We start from the raw sequence: 18508 nt of genomic DNA on the forward strand, positions 1-18508 counted from the left end.
GTCAGGCCCTCTTGGCAGCGTCGGCGACCGCAGCGACGATTCCCGGATAGGCGCCGCAACGGCAGATATTGCCGCTCATCCAGAACCTGATTTCATCCGGCGAACCTGCATGGCCTTCCGCGATGCAGCCTATTCCCGACATGATCTGTCCGGGGGTGCAGAAGCCGCACTGCAAACCATCGTGCTCGACGAACGCAGCCTGGAGCGGATGAAGCTCGCCATTCGTTTCAAGGCCCTCGATCGTCTTGATCTCAGCCCCATCATGCATCGCAGCCAGCGTCAGGCAGGAGACGATCCGCCTGCCGTTGAGAAGGACGGTGCAAGCACCGCAGGCGCCCTGATTGCACCCCTTCTTCGTGCCGGTGAGATCGAGCGTCTCGCGCAGCACATCGAGCAGTGAGCGGCGGGGGTCCAGATCAAGCTCATGCTGCTTGCCGTTGACAACCAGCCGGACCCGTCCCGTGGATGCGGCGGGAGGCCGTTCGGATATGGGTTGCGCGGCAACTTCCGAGACGGCCGCGAGAGTGGCCGCTCCCCCGACCGTAAGCAGGATCGAACGGCGCGATAATCCGCCACGCCGTTCTTCGGTCTCAACAGAACCGTCGGTTAACCGCTCATCGTTCTTCATGGTCTCTGCTCGCTTGCTGATGATCGTTCGCTGACTGCTGAAGGAGAAGAGATTGGCCGAGCCGAACAACGCCGCAGCCAAGCCATCGCCTCAGATGACAGCGCGAACTAAGCATGAACCTGATGGGGGGTACCGTTCGGATATTGCGGCGACTATCGCAGTGTTGCGATGAATTGCCGCCGGGCACCTCCTACAGAGCGCGTCGGAACGCCGATGGCGTCACTCCGACGATCGCTCGAAAAGCCGCTGCGAAGGCTGACGGCGTCTCGTAACCGACTGCAAGCGCGACCTCTGTGATACTCAGGCCCGAATGGGCGAGAAGCTCGCGGGCGCGGCGCATGCGTTGCGCTGTCAACCATGCATGCGGGGTCTGGCCGGTCGATTGCCGAAAAGCGGTACAGAAGTGGAAGCGGCTCAAGCCGACAAGCGTGGCGAGTTCATTGAGCCCGATAGGCTGTTCGAGGTTCTCTCGCATAAACGTCGTGACGCGCCGCACCTGCCAGTCAGCGAGCCCGCCCTTTCTGACCTGAGCAGGCATGCTGCCAAGTGATGAATGCTCGCGGATCAGCCGCGCGCAAAGGAGGTCGATCGCCTGCTCCACGAACAGACGGGACGATGCACTGTCCCGCTCCGCCTCGTGGCTGAGAATTTCAAGCAACCCTGCCGCCGCGGGATCGGCGAAAGCCACACGCGGAAGAATCTCGATACGTCTTCCGCCCGCAATCTCGTCGGCGCATGCCTGGAGGCGCTCCTGAGTGAGATAGACATGCGAAACGACCACGGGGCCAGCAATGTTCCAGTGGCCATCAACGCCTTTCGGAATGAGGGTGAAGGCTTTCGGGTTGGTCCGGGAAGTTAGGCGCTTGTTCTCGATCCGCCAGGATATCTCGTGCTGTCCTTCGTAGCAGCCGACCGCAACGTATCCAGCCACGCCGCGCATGTAATCCTCTTGCAGCCCGCCATGCGCCCACTTCCGCGTCAGCCGCGTATCACCATGCAAAACCTCAGGCACCAGTACCGGCGGCTCGTCCAGGATGCGGGCCATCTCAATGGCAGCATCAGGACTTGGGTGGTCCGCTGCGTATCGGCGCAGGACGCGTGGATTCGCCGCAGCCCTGCTTCGGGAACGGAACAGCCGCTGGTCCAAACTGTCGCCCTCCTCGAGCTGCTAAAATACTTGCAATGATTGAGGTTGAGGCTCCATTATACCAACGGACCCGCAGGGCATACGAAGGTTGGCAAAACGACTCTAGAAAAACATCCGCGACGCTCGTGGGTGCTGTCCGTTGTCTGCCCAAAAATTGGTCAGCGCATTGTTGATGGTAGCGCGGTTCGGGCGAGACCTGGGCCTCGCGTCGGGTTTGCCAATTACCTCGGTCCGCTCGGGCGAGAGTCCGTATGCGCGCTCGAGCAAAACCACATCATCGCAAGCGTGCGGATCGGCGCACTGAGGCAGTGGGACTGCCATGGCGCTGTCGGTTGGATGACTCGAATTCCCTGAGCGGGCCGTTTCGAATTGAATTGGTGTAGACATCGCCTTAACGACGCGCATCGCTTCATCAACAATCGCAACATCGACTTATTCCCGTCACGACACGCCCACGTTGAGCACGTAAGTGTGTCCTGCTGTTTCGCTTTGCGCGAGTGAAGTGCTCACAAATTGGGCTGCGTCGAACATGCGGAACACGTGGTGAATTTGCGCAAATAGCGGCGCCACCAACCAGCAACAGAAGACTGCAAAACAAAAGGAGCTGTGGATGGCCGGCGTGTTTCCTGTTCAAGGATTTGGATTCCTCTCCAACTACAATGGCGCATTCGTCGCCAGTTCCGCGCTGACCGCCATGCAGGCGATCGCGGGCACGAATGCAAATTCGATCGAGCTGGCTCCGCGGCTCTTTATGCAAACCAGGACGTCGAATGACGTCGTCGCCGATCCCAACAAGACCGAGAGCGACGCCAATATTCTGCAGGCCATTGCAAATGCACAGGCGCTCGGCCTTTCGGTCACGCTGAAGCCCATGGTCTCGGCCCTCGATGGCTCGCTTGCATACGTGCTCAATCCGAGCGATCCCGCCGCTTTCTTTGCTTCCTACAAGAGCCAAATGGTTCATATGGCTGAACTTGCCGAACAAGCAGGCGTCAGCATGCTTGTGATCGGCAATGAGCTGGGCAAGCTCTCCGGACCCCAATATCGAAGTTATTGGGTCGACCTCATCGATTCCGTACGCGCCGTGTTCCACGGCGAGATCACCTATGCGGCCGCAACCGACGAAGCCATCAATGTCAGCTTTTGGGACAAGGTTGATGTCATCGGAATCAATGCATATCCGCCGCTGACGACGAAAACGGACCCGACCGTCGAGGAGATGGTCAATGCGTGGAACAACATGTCCACCGACGACTACTGGGCGAAGGTGATGAACCACATGTCGCCGGTCGATTTCTTCCATTCCCTTGCCTTGCAGTACGACAAGCAGGTGTTCTTCACCGAAACCGGCTACCGCAGTGTCGACGGAACCAATATCAGCCCGGGCGGCTGGGCCGAGAGCACGACGCAGGATGTCCAGGAGCAATACGATGCCTTCAACGCCTTCTTTCAGGTGTGGGGATCGGAAGGCGGAAGCTGGTTCAGGGGCGCGTCGATCTGGAACTGGGATACGAACAACAAGTATTCGCCGATCGGCTATTCACCCTCAGGCAAGCCTGCACAGGGGTTGATTACCGAATGGTACGGAGGTCAGCACCAGCCGCCCGGCCAAACGCTAACGGGTTCTCCGTCTGCCGATTTGATGGATGTCGGCGGCGGCAATGACGTGCTGTCGGGCGGGGTCGGCAACGACACGATCAAGGCAGGCGGCGGCGATGACACCATTACCGGCGGCCCCGATACCATTCCGAAACTCACGGAGACATCAGTCACGGTGACGGGCTACAGCTCCGTCGTCGATGGCGTCGGCGCCAAAATGCAGCTCCTGATCAACGGGCAGCAGATCGGCAGCACCGTCGAATTCCACAGCGCGACCGACCCATCGGGTTTCCAGACCTTCACATTCACATTCGCCAACCCGGCCACCGTCTCCAGTCTCGATCTCGCCTTCATCAACGACATCGCCAACGCCAATGGCGACCGCAACCTTTATATCAAGGACATCACCGTCAACGGCGAGCACCTTGCCGTGTCGGAAGGCGTCAATCCGAGTTCGCCGGGGACGTGGAACCTCTACCAGAACAAGTCCATCCACTATGACATGACCGGCCGCCAGGACCTGTTCTTCGGTTCGTCGACTGATAATGACGATCTGGAAGGAGGCCCAGGCAAGGACGTGATCAACGGCGGCGCCGCGACAGACATGATCCAGGGTGGCACGGGCAATGACACCATCAACGGCGGCCCCGGCGCGGACGCGATCCACGGCGGGGCGGATGACGACGCGATCAACAGCGGCGCCGGCATCACCACGGCGACCGATCAGCTCTATGGCGACGACGGCAACGACATCATCAAGGCCAGCACCGGCGATACCGGCGCCCTGCTCGACGGCGGTAGCGGCAAAGACCAGCTCTATGGCGGCTGGGTAGCCAATGTCCTGAATGGCGGTGACGGCAATGATTATCTCTCCGGCGGCGGCGGACTGGATACGATGCACGGCAACGCCGGCGACGACCAGTTCAAGGGCGGCCAGGCGGCAACCCAAATGTTCGGAGACGATGGCAACGACAGTTTGCAGGGCGGTACCGGCAACGAGTTCCTGTACGGCGGCAGCGGCAACGACCGGCTGATCGGCGCTGGCGGAAACGATTATCTGGCCGGCGGCACCGGCAACGACACGTTCGTGTTCGCCCCCGGCTTCGGCAAGGACACCGTCGCCGATTTCCAGAACACCGATGGTGTGCAGGATATCATTCAGTTCGGCAAAACCGTGTTTGCCGACTTCAGCGCGGTCCAATCGCACATGGCCGAGGTTGGCACCAGCGTCGTGATCACGGTCGACGCCAACAACACGATCGAGATTCAGAACAAGACAATAAGCCAGCTCCACGCCAGCGATTTTCTGTTCGTGTGAGGCAACGACGGGGATAATTCAGCGGCGGATTTCAGGACGCCATCTTCAACCGTTCCAGTGCTTCCAGCAGCTTTGCCTTGCGCGCGACCGCCGCCTCGCGCTTTTCCTTTTCCTCTTCGACGATCTCCTCGGGCGCATTGGCCACGAATTTCTCGTTGCCGAGCTTGGCGTCGACGCGCTTGATGTCGGCGTCGGCCTTGACGATTTCCTTGTCGAGCCGGGCCTTTTCGGCCGACAGATCGATCACGCCCTTGAGCGGCAGAGCGACAACCTCGCCCCGCACGAGCAACTGAACAGCGCCTTCCGGTGGGCGGTCGGCAAACGTGATCTCGGCCAGCCGCGCCAGCCGCTTGACGATGTCGTTCCAGCGCTGCGCGCGCTCCTTTGTCTCCTCGGACGCACCCGACAGCATCAACGGGATCAACGTAGCCGGCGGGATGTTCATTTCCGAACGTACCGAACGGATGGCGGTGACGAGATCGACCACCCAGCCGATTTCGGCCTCGGCGGCCGGATCGCTGAAATCGCCGGCATCGAGCGCGACCATGTCCGGCGCAATCACTGGACCGCCGGGCCCTGCCATCGCCATCGCGGCGATCTGCTCGGCAGTTACCGAACTGACCTTGCGCGGCCATTCGGCCAGCACCAGCAGGCCGTCACGCTTGGCCGTAACCGACCAGAGCTCCTCGGTGATGAAGGGCATGAACGGGTGCAGCAATTTGAGGATCTCGTCGCGCGCCCAGGCGATCATGGCGCGGGTCTCGGTTTTCGCCGCGCCCTCCTCGCCCATCAGCACCGGTTTTGCGAGTTCGAGATACCAGTCGCAATAGACGTTCCAGACGAAGCGATAGATTGCATTCGCCGCATCGTTGAAGCGATAGCCCTCGATTGCCTCGGTCACCTCACGCGTGGCGCGCGAGGTTTCATGCGCGATCCAGCGGTTCAGCGTCTCCCTGGCATTCACAGGATCGAAGCCGTCCGGCTTCTCGCAACCGTTCATTTCGGCAAAGCGGCAGGCGTTCCAGAGCTTGGTCGCGAAATTGCGATTGGTTTCGACCAGTTGCGGCGAGAGCTTGATGTCATGGTTAAGGGCCGCCCCGCGCGCCAGCGCAAAGCGCAGCGCGTCCGCGCCGAAATCGTCGATTACGCCGAGAGGGTCGATGACGTTGCCTTTCGACTTCGACATCTTCGCGCCCTTCTCGTCGCGAACGAGGCGATGGATGTAGACCGTCGAGAACGGCGCGTCCTTCATAAAGTGCAGGCCCATCATCATCATCCGGGCGACCCAGAAGAAGATGATGTCCCATCCCGTGACGAGCACGTTGGTCGGGTAATAGCGCTTCACTTCCGGCGTTTCGCCGGGCCAGCCGAGCGTCGAGAACGGCCACAGCCCTGACGAAAACCAGGTGTCGAGCACGTCCTCGTCACGCGTAATGAATCCCTCGCGCTTGGCGGGATCCTGCGCCATCTCGCGGCCCTGCTCCGGCGTGATGACTTCCTGCTCGACGTAGTAGCCGAGTGCGTTGCCGACGGCTTCGTCTTCGGTCTCGGCGACGAACACCTTGCCGTCAGGCCCGTACCACGCCGGGATTTGGTGACCCCACCAAAGCTGGCGCGAGATGCACCAAGGTTGGATGTTTTCCATCCATTCGAAATAGGTCTTTTCCCAGTTCTTCGGCACGAAGCTGGTCGCGCCCGAGCGCACCGCCGCGATCGCCGGCTGCGCCATTGTCTTGGCGTCGACATACCACTGGTCGGTCAGATAGGGCTCGATCACCACGCCGGAGCGGTCGCCATGCGGCACCATATGCGTGTTCGGCTCGATCTTCTCGATGAAGCCGAAATCTTCCAGCCGCGCCACGATCTTCTTGCGCGCGGCAAAGCGATCGACATTGTGCAGCTCTTCCGCGAGCATCAGCGCGCCTTCCGGCAAGCTTCGCAGATAGTCCTCGTTGTCGACGAGGGCCATGCAGCCCTCGCGATCGAACACGTTGACCTGCGGCAGGCCGTGACGCTTGCCGACCTCGAAGTCGTTGAAGTCATGCGCCGGCGTGATCTTGACCGCGCCTGAACCCTTTTCGGGATCGGCGTAGTCGTCGCCGATGATGGGAATGCGGCGGCCGACCAGCGGCAGGATCACATGCTGGCCGATCAGGTGCCCGATACGTTCGTTCTCCGGATGAATCGCAACGGCGGTGTCGCCGAGCATCGTCTCGGGACGTGTCGTCGCCACGACGACAAAAGTCGAGGGATCGTCGGGGCTAAAAGTCTTGCCCTCGATCGGATAGCGCAGATACCAGAGACTGCCCTTGACCTCGACCTGCTGCACTTCGAGGTCGGAGATCGCGGTGAGCAGTTTCGGATCCCAGTTCACCAGCCGCTTGTCTTTGTAGATCAGGCCGTCGCGGTACAGCTCGACGAACACCTTCACGACCGCTCGCGACAGCCCCTCGTCCATCGTAAAGCGTTCGCGCGACCAGTCGCAGGAGGCGCCGAGGCGCTTCAGCTGATTGACGATGACGCCGCCGCTCTCCGCCTTCCACTGCCAGACACGCTCGAGGAATTTGGCGCGGCCGAGGTCGCGGCGGCCGGGCTCCTGCCGTTCCATCAACTGCCGCTCGACCACCATCTGGGTCGCGATGCCGGCATGGTCGGTGCCCGGCTGCCACAGCACGTCGCGGCCGCGCATGCGCTCGAAGCGGCAGAGAATGTCCTGCAACGTATTGTTCAGCGCGTGGCCCATATGCAGCGAGCCCGTCACGTTGGGCGGCGGGATCACGATGGTGAACGGCGCGGCATCTTTCCGTTCCGGGCGGCCGGCCTTGAAGGCGCCGCTTTCCTCCCAGATCCGTGACATACGGCTTTCGATATCGGCGGGCTGGTAATTTTTTTCGATCATGGCACAGCAATTGAGGATGTCGGGGGCGTTCTCGAGCAATCCGTCGCCGGTCCGCTTAGAGAATACGCATCAAAACAGCGCGGTAGCGCCCGGTTCTGATGTGATCGCGCCGGGCCGGCCCCTAGAAAGCCGCCACAGCGCCTCGAGTCAACCTGACAACTTAAGTCCCGGGCAGCGGGAAGCCGCGAAAACGCCGGTTTGACTGTCCGAATGAGGATCCGATTGGCGTCCGCCGAACCGCGCGGAACTAGCGCCCGCGCGAAACCCGCTCGATTTCGGCCTTGACGATCCGCTCCACCAATCCCGGCAGATTGTCATCGAGCCAGGACTTCAGCATCGGCCGCAGCATTTCCTTGACCAGATCTTCCAGCGTCCGCGCGTTGTTGCTCAGCACGGTATTGGCCAGCGAATTGAAGGCGGATTCGACCGCGGAGACGGTCGAGCGCGACAAGATCGGCTGCTGCGGTGGCTCGAACGGCGGCGGCTCGTGGGCTGGCTGCCGCCCCCTGTGGGACTCGCTGAACTCGATGTCGTCCTCCGGCTCGATCTTGTTGAAGGAGGCTTTCGGTGGCGGCGGCGGATCCGGCAGCGCCATCTCGTCGGTGAGTTCGAACACGTCGGCTTCCGGCTGCGCAGGCCTGATTTCCGCCTCGGGCGTTGCCGCATCGAGGCTCGCCAGCATCGCGTCGATGTCGTCCTGGCTGTTGCTGGCGACCGGTTCAAGCGCGGGTGCAGGCGGTGGCGGGGCCGGCGCGGGCTTCGGAGCAGCCGGCTTGGGGGCAATGGCCGACGGCGGGATGTCCTTCATCACCGGTTTCGGTGGCGGCGCCGCGGCGGCCTCCGGCTTGGCAGCGGCGGGCTTTGCCTCGTCGTCGGCAATGATGCGACGGATCGACGCCAGAATCTCCTCCATCGAGGGCTCTTGGACCTTTGCAGGTTGCGTCATCTCCGACTCCACATCGAAACCATTTTACACCAAAGCCAAGAGGGAATTGCCGGTTCCGGAAATGCAGGCCGGGATTTTCACCGCACAAGCCTGACTTGTCCCCAGATCAAGCCCGCCCGCGGCATCGCGCGGGAGGTCTGCTCCCCTCAAAACACAACCCGACGCGCGTCCGTGAGATGCAAAGACGCGGCGCGAATCGCTCAGCTCGCCCCGGAAACGGTACGTCATGGCCACAAATGATTGCAAGCAAAGCGCCCGGCGCTTTAAGCGCCGGGCGACGATATTCGTCCCGCCTGCGCGGGAATATGCGCAGGTATCAGCGGCCGTCGGGTGTACGAACGCCAGCCCAGCTATCGCGCACCTGATGATAGTGCACGCTCGGGTCATAAACCGTCGTGGGCAGGTTCAGCACCTGCGGCTGCAGCCGTCCGATCTGGTTCAGCACGGAGTATGACGCAACCACGCGATCATGCTGCGCGGTGACGAGCGCGACGCGCGCATTCACCAGCGCCTGCTGGGCGTTCAGCACGTCGAGCGTGGTGCGCTGTCCGGCCTTGGCTTCCTCGCGCACGCCGTTCAGCGCGATTTCCGACGCCTGCACCTGCGCTTGGGCGGAAGCAACCTGCGCCTTGCCGGCGACGAGCTGCCCCCATGCCGTGACAATGTTGGCGCGGGTCTGATCCCGGGTCTGATCGAGCACGAGACGTTGTTGCGCCGCCGTTTCCTTGGACTGGCGGATCAGCGAATATTCAGCGCCGCCCTGATAGATCGGAACGCTGAGCTGCGTGGTCACGGATGCGCCGAACGAGCGGTACTGGATCAGGCTCTGCTCCCAGGACTGCTGCACTGCCGCCTGAAGCGTGACCGTCGGCAACAGCGCGCCTTCGGCCACCTTGACCTGGAGGTAGCTGACGTCGATGCCGAACATCGCCGCGGTGACGTTCGGGTTCTGCGTCAGGCCGAGCTCAACGGCGGCCGGCAGCGTCGATGGCAAAAAGCGATCGACCGGCGAGCCCGGCGCAAGCGCTTGCGGCTCGTTGCCGATGATGCGGCGGAAGTTCGAGCGCGTCGTCGTCAGATTGGCTTCGGCGGTCAGGAGCTGCGTCCTGCCGGCGGCGAGCTGCGCTTCCGACTGCGCAACGTCGGTGCGGGTGACTTCGCCGACATTGAAGCGGTCGCGCGTCTGTTTCAGCGTCTGCTCGAGCACGCGAACGTTGCTCTTCTGCACTTCGACGATCGCCGAATCGCGCAGATAGTCCATGTAGATCGTGGCGGCGCTGAGCAAGACGGACGATTCGAGTGCCCGCAGCGCTTCGCGCGCGCCGGAAACCTGGCTTTCCGCCGCTCTGGTCCTGTTCGCGGTCTGCTGGCCGTTGAATAGCGTCTGCGTGACGGTCCCGCCGATGCTGCGCGGCGGATTTGCGCCGACAATAGGGGTTCTCACGAGCCTGGTTTCGTCACCGCCCTGAGTGCTGAGCGTATCCGTATATTGGTAGCCCGCGCTCGCGGTGACCGAAACCCTGGGACGATAGCCCGACAGCGCCTGCGGCACGTTTTCGTCGGTGACGCGCACCTGCGCGCGCTGCGCGTTGAGCTGCGGATTGTTCTGATAGGCGCGCACCAGCGCAGCCTCGATTGTGTCGGCTAAGACGGGCGTCGGGCCCATGCACACTAATAGAAGGGCCGAAGCCGCGGCCCCGGCAAATGCCTTCACCCCACGCATCCCAAGCAATCCAATCATTTTTGAACGCCCGGCCCATGACCATGATCACACACGATCATTAACCGAACGTCGCTTCACTTGAAGTGAGTCCCGGCTCACCTTATTCCGCACCTAGGCTGGACGGAACACCCCCGCAAGCAAAACCCCATCGAAACTCTTCACGTGGGGCAATCGGGCCACACTTCTGATTTCGAAGGGGATTTAGCTGGCCGCGGCGGGCTATTATTGGGCGTGGAAAGGGCTGAAAGGCTAGAAAACGAAGGCCGGAACAAGTTCCATGCCGGGCAGTACCGGGGCGACGGCATCGAACAGCGTCCGGTGACCGAAATCGCCGTGCGAACAGGTCACCATGGTGGCCCGCGCGGGCTGCGACTTCGCAAAAACGCCCACCAATCGGCCACCATTCTGCAATTGCCCGTAGAGCCGCTCCGGCACGATCTCGGTTGCGCCGTTCAGCACGATGACATCCCACGGCGCGTTGGCCGGGTCTCCATCGGCCGGCGCCGCGGTCCGAACCGTCACGTTTCCACAGCCATTGGCGGCCAGAATCGCCTGTGCCCTCGCCGCCAGCCCCGAATCGCTCTCCGTCGCGGTCACTTGGGTCGCGAATCGAGCGATGACGGCTGCGGCGTAGCCAGTAGCGCAGCCGACCACGAGGACGCGATCAGTCGCCCTGATCTCGGCTGCCTGCAGCATCTTGGCCAGCACTGCCGGCTTGATCAGGAAGCGCTTGGCCGAGCCCCCTTCGCTGACGTCGAGATCGAGATCCAGATAGGCCAGCGCCTGCTTGTTTTCGGGAACGAAGGCCTCGCGCGGCGCCGCCAGCATAGCATCGAGAATTCGGATATCGGTCACGTCGCTCGGACGCACCTGACCATCGACCATTTTCTGGCGCGCGGTCGCAAAACCGGACATAGGCGAAGACCCTGAAAGCATGCGGCGTTGCCGCCGCGGGAGCTGAAACCGGGCCATCTTTGGTACAAGCTCCGGCAAAACGCAACATGCGGGCGGCTGTTGCGAGCCACCGCCGCCTGGAAAAGCCGCTGCTGTCGCCTATTCTATCGGGACGGCTAATCGGGCGATCAGCCGCGCCACCTCATCCAGATGCCCGTCATCATGTTCTTCAACGGCTTGCGCGAGCCGAACCAGACATTCGTCGTCGCTCATGGCGGGAATGTCGCTCGGAACGATCGGAGGTGCCGCACGTGTCAGGTCGGTCACTTTGGCTGGCATCGAATCAGCTCCCGTGAAACCCGGCACCACAGAGGCTCCGGGCCGATTGAGTCGAATTGGCGGCCCGATCCAGGGCCGCCATAGATGACGCAATTACCCGGCGCCCGGTTCCGTCCGCCGTCTGCCCGGAGGACGAAAGCGGTGACAAACTGTTGTAGTGCGGGGACTTTCCGGCCCGGCGTCAAGCAAATGCGGAGCCTGTGATTTGGTCCTTTGCAAGCCCGAAAGGCTTTGTTATACGCTGCCCGCTCGCGAACCTTTGTTTCGCCTATTCCTCGGTAGCTCAGCGGTAGAGCATTCGACTGTTAATCGAATGGTCGCTGGTTCGAATCCAGCCCGGGGAGCCACCCTATGGCTCTTCTATATTTTCCGCCGGGACCGCCATCAGGGTCTGGATATCGGGTCCGGATATCGCCGGGGAACACCTCCTTCCGGGCGCGAATATGGACTATCGCGCAACCTACCGTTCCCATATTTAATTTCGCTTCCCGCGGCCTGACGTCACTCACCGAAAACAACGCAGAAGCCGCCCCTGATCGATCCGGGCGGCTTTTGTTTGCCGGTATCTCCGTCGCCCTACTTCGCCGCAATCGCGGCAATGAACAGCGCGCAAGCCGCTGTCGATGCGACCGTCCGCACGTGGTTCCACCACGTCCAGTCCGTCAAATAGCGCGCCCACAGCGAGGCGGCCTCTTGGCTTGCCGGATCCGCCGCGGCAAGCGCGTTGTTCAGGGGCACGTTAAAGACCATCGTCACCACGAACATGCCGAGCACATAGAGCACGCCGCCGGCCAGCATCGCCACCGCGCCGGGCTCGCTCCAGCGCAACAGCGCGGTCACCGCCAGCGCCGCACTCGCCGCCGTCGTTCCCAGGAAGATCGGCATGAACAGCGACTGCACGATCGTGACGTTGATCGCATTCATCGCCGCGATGCCGGAGGCTTGCCCGATCCGGCCGAGCGCCGTCATGATGAAGGTCGAAAACGCGAAATAAAGCCCGGCGAGCAGACCGCAGCCGATGGCGCAAAACCACAGCAGACTGGTGATCAACATCTGCAGCATGATCATGCCCTCCAGACACCGGTCGCGGCGTTTCGGCGGGCATACTCGGAAAAGTCCCGCGCCGGCCGCCCGAGCGCCTGCTCGACGCCGTGTGCGACAGCCGAATTGCGCCCATCGAGCACGACGGTGAACAGCTCCAACATCAGTTCGATGACGTCGTCCGGCATATGGGGCCGCATGCCGGCCGCAAAATCTTCCGCCACGATCTGCCGGTATCGGACCGGGCGGCCGACGGCACCGGCGATCTCGGCGACCGCTTCCGCGAACGTCAGCGCGCGCGGTCCCGTCACCTCGTAGACCTTGCCGGCATGGCGCCGATCCGTCAGCGCCGCGACCGCGACTTCGGCGATATCGTCGGCGTCGACGAACGGTTCGGGCACGTCGCCCGCCGGCAGCGCGACTTCGCCGGCGAGCACGCCTTCAAGCAGATGCCCCTCGGAAAAGTTCTGATTGAACCAGCTTGCGCGCACGATGGTCCAGGGAACGCCGGATTGCTGCAGCGCCGCCTCCGCCCGCTGCGCGCCCGGCTCGCCGCGCCCCGACAGCAATACGACGCGCTCGAGCCCATTTTCGCGCGCCAGCCGGCCCACTTCCGCGATCGCATCAGCGGCACCTTCGACCGCCAGGTCCGGCTGGTAGGTGACATAGGCCATCGATACGCCGGCAAACGCGGCCGGCCACGTCTCGGGCCGGGTCCAGTCGAAAGGGACAGGTGTCGAACGCGACACCGGCCGCGTCGGGGTGCCGCTCGCCTTCAGCAGCGCATCGACCCGCGCGCCGGTCTTGCCCGCGCCGCCGACGATCAGGATCGGGAGTTCTGACATGGATTACTCCTTTCAGAATACAATGCGAGAACATCTCGTATTTGCTAAACCCGATAAACTCTCGTATTGGTAACGTCAAGTCGCTTTTATGTGAGAGGACCGATGGCGAGGCAAAAAGCCGGACAGAAGGTGGCCGCAACGGCTGCGCCCGTGTTGGCGCGGCTGGTCCCGACCCAGCAGCGCAGCCGCGAGCGCTTCGAGAAAATCCTGCAATGCGCCGCAGAGCTGATGGCCGAGAAAGGCAGCGAAGCCTTCCGCATGAGCGACGTTGTCGAACGCAGCGGCGTGCCGTTCGGCTCGCTCTATCAATACTTTCCGGACAAGACCGCGATCATCGGCACACTCGCGGAACGCTACAACGCGATCGGCCGCGACTGCGTGCGGCGCGATCTCGCCGTGGTCAGGACTACCCGCGATCTGCACCCGGCCCTGTGCCGCATTACCGACAGCTACTATCGGATGTTCATGGAAGTGCCGGTCATGCGCGACATCTGGCAAGCGACGCAGGCCGACCGGGCGCTGCAAAAGCTTGACGAGGAGGACGGCGTCTATCTCGCCGGGCTGCTCGGCGACACCCTGCGGCGGATCGCACCCGATGTATCAGCAACTGCACTGGCCTCGTTTTCCCGACTGATGATGACGCTGATCGCGGCGACCGTCCGCCATGCCATCACTCAGGACACAAAGGAGGCCGTCCGCATCCTCACTTTGTTCAAGCGAATGCTGCCGAAGAATCTGGCGGCGCTGGAGATGTGAGAACGTCGGCGCGGGAATGCCGTACCGCTCTGCCCTTACCGCTCGAACACCGCAGCGCAAGCCGGGCTCAGGCTCGGCTTCTGCCGGCGCAGACATGCGGTGATCGCACGCGCGTTCGGGATCTCGCCGGCACAGAGCCGGTAGACGTCGGGCGTGCAGGCCCTGCGCTGTTCAGGCGTCCCTTGCTGGGCATTGGCCGAACCAGTGGCCATCAGCGTAAGCAGGAAACCGAGCGTCGACGCCCGACGGGAACGGCAGAGAATAGCCGCACCTCGCGCAAACCTTGCCTTCATGAGCCGCATCTCCCTGGACCATGCCCGCCTTGACAAGGCAGGCGTCGTCCGCCGAATACGCGAACTGATTTCTGCAAAAAGTGATTTTTCTCACACGCGCCGCGCGTGTGCGGACGTAGTGTTCGCGCGGGACCTCAACACTTTAGTAACCAGCTTTGCCGCGATCGCCGAATCGTTAAAGTTCGAGCAATCTGCTCAATCTGGAAACAAAATCCATTTGAGACCATCCGCCTCCGGAACCAGGAGAGCGCGATGAGCGAAGTTGAATACGATTTGCTGCTGGAAGCCGTGCAGACGGCCGTTGCGCCAGCCCCGGAGGATGATTTCGTGGTCCAGAACCAGGGCTTTTATCCGTCGCCGCGCGCCGCCAACGACAATGGAGCCTCTTGGCCGCTGGTTCCGTTCCCTGAAGGCTGGTACGCCGCCTGCTGATAGCGGCTGGCCTCCTGCGGCCTCTACACTAAGTCATTGATTATATGAATGGAGGCCACGACCAGAATTGAACTGGTGTACACGGTTTTGCAGACCGTTGCGTAACCACTCCGCCACGTGGCCCCATCGGCGAATGCCTTAGACATTTCCGTCGCTTGTCGCAAGCGCAACCGTTGCGCAAGTGAAGGTGGTTTTGTCACACGCGCCCGTTCTCGTTCCGTATCCGTTCGTGCGTTTGTTGAATTCGATAGCGTTCTCACTCGGCTCGCGGCCAAATTTGGAAAACGCGCGGAAACAGCGGGAATGATCGGCTTCCGTGCCCGATGTGAAGCCGACCAGTCATCGCGTTAATCCGCAGGTTGTCCCAGGATTTTAGAACTAGTAGGCACTGGAACCACAGACGCTCCAATTCCCCGGCATCACGCGCCGCAAGGGCCTTGCCGTAGCGTTCGACGAGATCTGGGCGCTCGATTGCGATTTCCTGAAGCCGATTGGCCAGTTCTCTGATGTCGACTGGATCGAAGTCGGCTGCTTCCAGGCAGGCAATCACTACACCCATGAAGTGGGTCATTGGCCCCATTGACCTTTAGCGGCGGTGGGTCGCCTCAGTTGGCGCTCTCTTTGAGCATGGATACGCAACGGTCTGATCAACCGTTGCAACAGTCATCGTCAAGGCGATCGGTTACGCAAGCGATGTGACTGCGTGAGCGCATGTGTCGCAAGCGCTAAGTCACGCAAGTGCCTATCCTGGCAGAATTTGGACGCCGTTGGCCGAGTACACCAGCTCGCATTTGCAGACCGTTGCGTAACCACTCCGCCACGTGGCCCCATGAGCGGCGTTTAATATAGAGTGTCAGGCACTTAGGCAACCACCCTCGTCTCGCCTGTCGCGAACTTCTGAAACTCCAATCCGTGACAGTCCTGAAGCCGACGTGCCGATCCGATCTTACGCGATCCGTCGGTCGGGTGCTCTCCGAATCCAAGCTCCTGTGTCCTAAAATTGATTTGGGGAACGTCTTAATCTGTCATACGTCTTAGGTGGGAGCGGCTCATGAGTGCACTCACTACATTAGCCATCTACATCGGACCCTTCGTCGTGCTCGGTATCGTCACGAAGATGCTAATGAAGCGAAGGGTCGTTGATCTCAGCGATGTTCAATCGGAAGCGGGGCCGAACCGCAGGCCGCGCAAGGTGTTCCTCCTCGGAGGATGGCGGACTGAAGATTAGGTCCGCCTCAGTCGGCGGACCTATCGCCGAGACGATTGTTCCGCAGACCCAGCTTGGCGGTCCTTGCGCGGATCCCCCCTACCGTTCGCTTCATTTCCAGCGCGATCGCCCTCGGGGGCTTGCCGCTGCCGATCAGCGAGCGCAGCAGCGCATCGTCTTCCGCCGTCCATTCGGCGCCGCTCAGCTGAAAGCGGTCTTCGCAGCCGGTTTCCTTGGCCGGTGCCGCAAACCGTTCCCAGCCCAGCGTCTCATGGAAAATGACGACAAAGGCGATCCAGAGAACGATAGCCCGCCCCTCGGACAAGGCGGCCGATTTGAGATGTTCTGCGCTGAACGTCGCCGGCCGCAAAGCGTCCAGCGCAGGCCAGATGTCTGAAGCGATCGAATTGACGAAATAGACGTACAGCGACACGAAGGGGCCGGAGACGACGGCACCGATGGCTGCGATCAGCCAAAGCGGCAGTTTTCCCTTGGCTCTTTTACTCACCAATTGGGTGGCGAGGCCGGTCAGACACCAGGGCACAACGGCGAGCGAGAGAACATAGAGCGTCGCGCCGGCGCCTCCCATGGTTGCCGCATGCGATCCGAGAACGACCGAAAGCAATGCCAGCACGATCGGAACGCCGCAGAAGAAAACGAGATCGATCAAAGCCTGTTTGGACAGGCGCCTATGCGCCACCAGTTCCATCGCGTTGCTCCGCTTGCATCCGACGAGTCAGTCATAGTGCGAGCGCCGGAATGGAGCAATGTGTGTCCGCAACATCCAACCTGCCATCTGGCGCGGTCGGGGCAACGTCAAACAAATAGAGTGTACGGACGCGGACGGCGTACCGCCGTCGCCGCGCCATCCAGACATCTTCGTTGGCTGGCCGCTATTCCGAATCGCGGCCTATTGCGGCCGGGCTCACGCGCCTCTGTTTGGCGTGAATGCCCGGTTACGCGATTACAACAGCATGCTGATGGCCACGACGATGAACGGCGCGGCCACCAGTAGAACCGGCCACAGCCGGAACATCAGGCGACGAGACTACTACCTGCAATTTTCTTTTTGAGCGTCTCGCAGACGGTGCGGACTTCGGACGTCATCAGGGAACAATCCTCGATCTGCAGGAAGTAGCGCTTGCCTTCCTCGCGATAGTTAGCAGCCAATTCCTTGATCTCGGAAACCATGGCGTGAACGCCGGCCACCATCGCTTCACATCGTTTGGCGGCGTCGGTTAGTTCCGCACCGAGCGCTTCAATCTCCTTCACTGCCGCATCATATTCGCGGACCACAGCTTCGGCCGAGAGTTTGCCGACCTGATTGACCCCTTCCTTGTGCTCGACATAGTCGGGCATCGGGCCTTTCGGCAACGGGTGGCCATCGCTGTGGGGTATTTCTCGGATAGCGGGCGCCCGCCGGGCATTGTAGATGAGAGTACCGATTTCCCCTTCGATTTCATCAGCGTCAAGCAATGGAGATCGAGTGAGAATTTCTGTGGTCAAAGACATCGACTTTGCTCCAAATGGTTACGCGGAGAGCGAAGAATTTATCATCGTCAATGGGAATGTCATCCTTGTCCACAAGCCGCTATGTATTCTTGCAAACATTGGAACCGCCGCGTTGGTATCATGGTCATGACGGTTTACGGGCAACGCTGCACAACTTGAGATGCAGCAATCTCTTCGACGCAGCTCTTGCTTGGGTTAGCCGCGCTTACGACGGCGGTAATCCCGCTTCTTCGGCTTCGGTGCAAGTTCCGGCATTTCCGCCTGAACCTCGCGATACCGTGCAAGCATGCGATCGAAGCTGGCGTTGAGTGCCTGCGCGATCTCGGGCCGCTTCTCAAGCCCGGCGAGCAGCAGGCCGGCGGCCTCGATGGTGGATAGGCCATCGCGGCGCGGTTCCTTGCGGAGTTTGCCGTAACGCGACGGACGCTTCGGGCCCAGAATGACCCGCTGGCACTTCAGCATCCACGCGTTGCGCCACCACAGCGCCTTGGCCTGGCTCCATGTGCCGTCCAGCAGCACGATGCCTTCGATGTCGGACAGGATGGCGCGCTGGTGCGGCTCGACCTCGCCCTTGCGGTTGATCGCCACGATCTCGGCATCGGTGTCGAGATCGTTGACCTTGGCCGAGCCGAGATAGAGCACCGCCCAGCGGGAGGGATCGTCGACCTTCCGTCCCAGCGCCTTGGAGAGGCTCGGCCAGGACAGGCCGATTTTGACGACCGCGTCCTTGAAGTGCATCGCCGTCAGCCGCGCGGTTCCGAGCGCCCTGTCCTGCTCCTGCGGATGCTGCAGGATCAGGAGCGAGATCTTGCTCTCGATCGGCGTGACGCTGCCGCAGATGCAGAGCGGCGGCGGCTTGCCGCAATGCGGACAGTCCGGAACGGCCTCCACCGCGGTTCCGGCCTCGGAATTGGATTGGTCTGACATCC

The 18508-nt window shown here is 61.8% G+C and carries 18 protein-coding genes and 2 tRNA genes; 5 read left to right on the top strand and 15 right to left on the bottom strand.

The features are described from left to right. Window position 1 precedes the first annotated feature (1 nt). Together YUO_RS39700 and YUO_RS0104000 are read right to left on the bottom strand one after the other, a co-directional pair. Complete coding sequence (locus tag YUO_RS39700) at window positions 2-628, bottom strand: (2Fe-2S)-binding protein (RefSeq protein ID WP_083754503.1); 627 nt, start codon at window positions 626-628, stop codon at window positions 2-4. Between the two features lie 190 nt (window positions 629-818). Beyond that, window positions 819-1775 carry an AraC family transcriptional regulator gene (locus YUO_RS0104000; protein ID WP_235782616.1) on the bottom strand — a complete coding sequence of 319 codons (957 nt, stop codon included), beginning with the start codon at window positions 1773-1775 and terminating at the stop codon, window positions 819-821. A gap of 610 nt (window positions 1776-2385) precedes the next feature. On the opposite strand from YUO_RS0104000, the gene YUO_RS48455 reads away from it, so the two are divergent. Continuing rightward, window positions 2386-4692 carry a glycoside hydrolase family 113 gene (locus YUO_RS48455; protein WP_028346129.1) on the top strand — a complete coding sequence of 769 codons (2307 nt, stop codon included), beginning with the start codon at window positions 2386-2388 and terminating at the stop codon, window positions 4690-4692. Between the two features lie 31 nt (window positions 4693-4723). Here the strand turns inward: YUO_RS48455 and YUO_RS0104010 are convergent, their stop codons facing one another. The 5 genes from YUO_RS0104010 to YUO_RS0104030 all read right to left on the bottom strand — a co-directional run bounded on the left by YUO_RS0104010 (window position 4724) and on the right by YUO_RS0104030 (window position 11493). Beyond that, window positions 4724-7591 (bottom strand): valine--tRNA ligase, encoded by a 2868-nt coding sequence (locus YUO_RS0104010; protein WP_028346130.1) that lies wholly within the window; start codon window positions 7589-7591, stop codon window positions 4724-4726. A gap of 247 nt (window positions 7592-7838) precedes the next feature. After that, complete coding sequence (locus tag YUO_RS0104015; protein WP_028346131.1) at window positions 7839-8537, bottom strand: PopZ family protein; 699 nt, start codon at window positions 8535-8537, stop codon at window positions 7839-7841. A 316-nt stretch (window positions 8538-8853) separates the two neighbouring features. Further along, on the bottom strand, window positions 8854-10260 hold the full coding sequence (locus tag YUO_RS0104020; protein WP_028346132.1) for a TolC family outer membrane protein: 1407 nt from the start codon (window positions 10258-10260) through the stop codon (window positions 8854-8856). A gap of 249 nt (window positions 10261-10509) precedes the next feature. Beyond that, a complete protein-coding gene (locus tag YUO_RS0104025; protein WP_028346133.1) occupies window positions 10510-11175 on the bottom strand; it encodes a protein-L-isoaspartate O-methyltransferase family protein in 666 nt (221 codons plus the stop codon). A 138-nt stretch (window positions 11176-11313) separates the two neighbouring features. After that, window positions 11314-11493, bottom strand: coding sequence for a hypothetical protein (locus tag YUO_RS0104030; RefSeq protein ID WP_028346134.1), 180 nt, complete (start codon window positions 11491-11493; stop codon window positions 11314-11316). Between the two features lie 272 nt (window positions 11494-11765). Here YUO_RS0104030 and YUO_RS0104035 point away from each other — a divergent pair. Further along, window positions 11766-11840 (top strand) — tRNA-Asn (locus YUO_RS0104035). 229 nt (window positions 11841-12069) lie between these two features. On the opposite strand, the gene YUO_RS0104040 is transcribed toward YUO_RS0104035, so the two are convergent. Together YUO_RS0104040 and YUO_RS0104045 are read right to left on the bottom strand one after the other, a co-directional pair. After that, window positions 12070-12555, bottom strand: a complete 486-nt coding sequence (locus YUO_RS0104040; RefSeq protein ID WP_028346135.1) for an anthrone oxygenase family protein — start codon at window positions 12553-12555, stop codon at window positions 12070-12072. Window positions 12556-12557: 2 nt separating this feature from the next. Next, window positions 12558-13379 carry an NmrA family NAD(P)-binding protein gene (locus YUO_RS0104045; RefSeq protein ID WP_028346136.1) on the bottom strand — a complete coding sequence of 274 codons (822 nt, stop codon included), beginning with the start codon at window positions 13377-13379 and terminating at the stop codon, window positions 12558-12560. A gap of 102 nt (window positions 13380-13481) precedes the next feature. On the opposite strand from YUO_RS0104045, the gene YUO_RS0104050 reads away from it, so the two are divergent. After that, a complete protein-coding gene (locus YUO_RS0104050; RefSeq protein ID WP_028346137.1) occupies window positions 13482-14135 on the top strand; it encodes a TetR/AcrR family transcriptional regulator in 654 nt (217 codons plus the stop codon). 35 nt (window positions 14136-14170) lie between these two features. Here YUO_RS0104050 and YUO_RS0104055 read toward each other — a convergent pair whose 3' ends face one another. Then, window positions 14171-14428, bottom strand: a complete 258-nt coding sequence (locus YUO_RS0104055; RefSeq protein WP_028346138.1) for a hypothetical protein — start codon at window positions 14426-14428, stop codon at window positions 14171-14173. Between the two features lie 252 nt (window positions 14429-14680). Here YUO_RS0104055 and YUO_RS0104060 point away from each other — a divergent pair, with 252 nt between their 5' ends. After that, window positions 14681-14860: a hypothetical protein gene (locus YUO_RS0104060; RefSeq protein WP_028346139.1), complete on the top strand. Its 180-nt coding sequence runs from the start codon at window positions 14681-14683 to the stop codon at window positions 14858-14860. A 49-nt stretch (window positions 14861-14909) separates the two neighbouring features. On the opposite strand, the gene YUO_RS0104065 is transcribed toward YUO_RS0104060, so the two are convergent. Further along, window positions 14910-14983 (bottom strand) — tRNA-Cys (locus tag YUO_RS0104065). A gap of 133 nt (window positions 14984-15116) precedes the next feature. Further along, entirely contained in the window at window positions 15117-15431 is a 315-nt protein-coding gene (locus YUO_RS0104070; protein ID WP_028346140.1) for a hypothetical protein, read from the bottom strand. Between the two features lie 480 nt (window positions 15432-15911). Here YUO_RS0104070 and YUO_RS46990 point away from each other — a divergent pair, with 480 nt between their 5' ends. Next, window positions 15912-16088, top strand: a complete 177-nt coding sequence (locus tag YUO_RS46990) for a hypothetical protein (RefSeq protein ID WP_198027960.1) — start codon at window positions 15912-15914, stop codon at window positions 16086-16088. A 7-nt stretch (window positions 16089-16095) separates the two neighbouring features. Here YUO_RS46990 and YUO_RS0104080 read toward each other — a convergent pair whose 3' ends face one another. The 3 genes from YUO_RS0104080 to YUO_RS0104090 form a co-directional block, all read right to left on the bottom strand. Continuing rightward, complete coding sequence (locus YUO_RS0104080; protein WP_028346141.1) at window positions 16096-16776, bottom strand: hypothetical protein; 681 nt, start codon at window positions 16774-16776, stop codon at window positions 16096-16098. Between the two features lie 326 nt (window positions 16777-17102). After that, entirely contained in the window at window positions 17103-17579 is a 477-nt protein-coding gene (locus tag YUO_RS0104085; protein ID WP_198027961.1) for a hypothetical protein, read from the bottom strand. A gap of 195 nt (window positions 17580-17774) precedes the next feature. Then, window positions 17775-18506: a tRNA-uridine aminocarboxypropyltransferase gene (locus YUO_RS0104090; RefSeq protein ID WP_028346143.1), complete on the bottom strand. Its 732-nt coding sequence runs from the start codon at window positions 18504-18506 to the stop codon at window positions 17775-17777. Window positions 18507-18508 lie beyond the last annotated feature (2 nt).

Origin of the sequence: Bradyrhizobium murdochi (assembly GCF_000472965.1) — a bacterium.
GTDB lineage: Bacteria > Pseudomonadota > Alphaproteobacteria > Rhizobiales > Xanthobacteraceae > Bradyrhizobium > Bradyrhizobium murdochi.

What these genes read in the sequence shown, in the direction of transcription:
- YUO_RS39700 (WP_083754503.1), bottom strand. Translation starts at nt 628, where the DNA reads ATGAAGAACGATGAGCGGTTAACCGACGGTTCTGTTGAGACCGAAGAA.
- YUO_RS48455 (WP_028346129.1), top strand. Translation starts at nt 2,386, where the DNA reads ATGGCCGGCGTGTTTCCTGTTCAAGGATTTGGATTCCTCTCCAACTAC.
- YUO_RS0104010 (WP_028346130.1), bottom strand. Translation starts at nt 7,591, where the DNA reads ATGATCGAAAAAAATTACCAGCCCGCCGATATCGAAAGCCGTATGTCA.
- YUO_RS0104015 (WP_028346131.1), bottom strand. Translation starts at nt 8,537, where the DNA reads ATGACGCAACCTGCAAAGGTCCAAGAGCCCTCGATGGAGGAGATTCTG.
- YUO_RS0104020 (WP_028346132.1), bottom strand. Translation starts at nt 10,260, where the DNA reads ATGCGTGGGGTGAAGGCATTTGCCGGGGCCGCGGCTTCGGCCCTTCTA.
- YUO_RS0104025 (WP_028346133.1), bottom strand. Translation starts at nt 11,175, where the DNA reads ATGTCCGGTTTTGCGACCGCGCGCCAGAAAATGGTCGATGGTCAGGTG.
- YUO_RS0104030 (WP_028346134.1), bottom strand. Translation starts at nt 11,493, where the DNA reads ATGCCAGCCAAAGTGACCGACCTGACACGTGCGGCACCTCCGATCGTT.
- YUO_RS0104040 (WP_028346135.1), bottom strand. Translation starts at nt 12,555, where the DNA reads ATGCTGCAGATGTTGATCACCAGTCTGCTGTGGTTTTGCGCCATCGGC.
- YUO_RS0104045 (WP_028346136.1), bottom strand. Translation starts at nt 13,379, where the DNA reads ATGTCAGAACTCCCGATCCTGATCGTCGGCGGCGCGGGCAAGACCGGC.
- YUO_RS0104050 (WP_028346137.1), top strand. Translation starts at nt 13,482, where the DNA reads ATGGCGAGGCAAAAAGCCGGACAGAAGGTGGCCGCAACGGCTGCGCCC.
- YUO_RS0104055 (WP_028346138.1), bottom strand. Translation starts at nt 14,428, where the DNA reads ATGAAGGCAAGGTTTGCGCGAGGTGCGGCTATTCTCTGCCGTTCCCGT.
- YUO_RS0104060 (WP_028346139.1), top strand. Translation starts at nt 14,681, where the DNA reads ATGAGCGAAGTTGAATACGATTTGCTGCTGGAAGCCGTGCAGACGGCC.
- YUO_RS0104070 (WP_028346140.1), bottom strand. Translation starts at nt 15,431, where the DNA reads ATGACCCACTTCATGGGTGTAGTGATTGCCTGCCTGGAAGCAGCCGAC.
- YUO_RS46990 (WP_198027960.1), top strand. Translation starts at nt 15,912, where the DNA reads ATGAGTGCACTCACTACATTAGCCATCTACATCGGACCCTTCGTCGTG.
- YUO_RS0104080 (WP_028346141.1), bottom strand. Translation starts at nt 16,776, where the DNA reads ATGGAACTGGTGGCGCATAGGCGCCTGTCCAAACAGGCTTTGATCGAT.
- YUO_RS0104085 (WP_198027961.1), bottom strand. Translation starts at nt 17,579, where the DNA reads ATGTCTTTGACCACAGAAATTCTCACTCGATCTCCATTGCTTGACGCT.
- YUO_RS0104090 (WP_028346143.1), bottom strand. Translation starts at nt 18,506, where the DNA reads ATGTCAGACCAATCCAATTCCGAGGCCGGAACCGCGGTGGAGGCCGTT.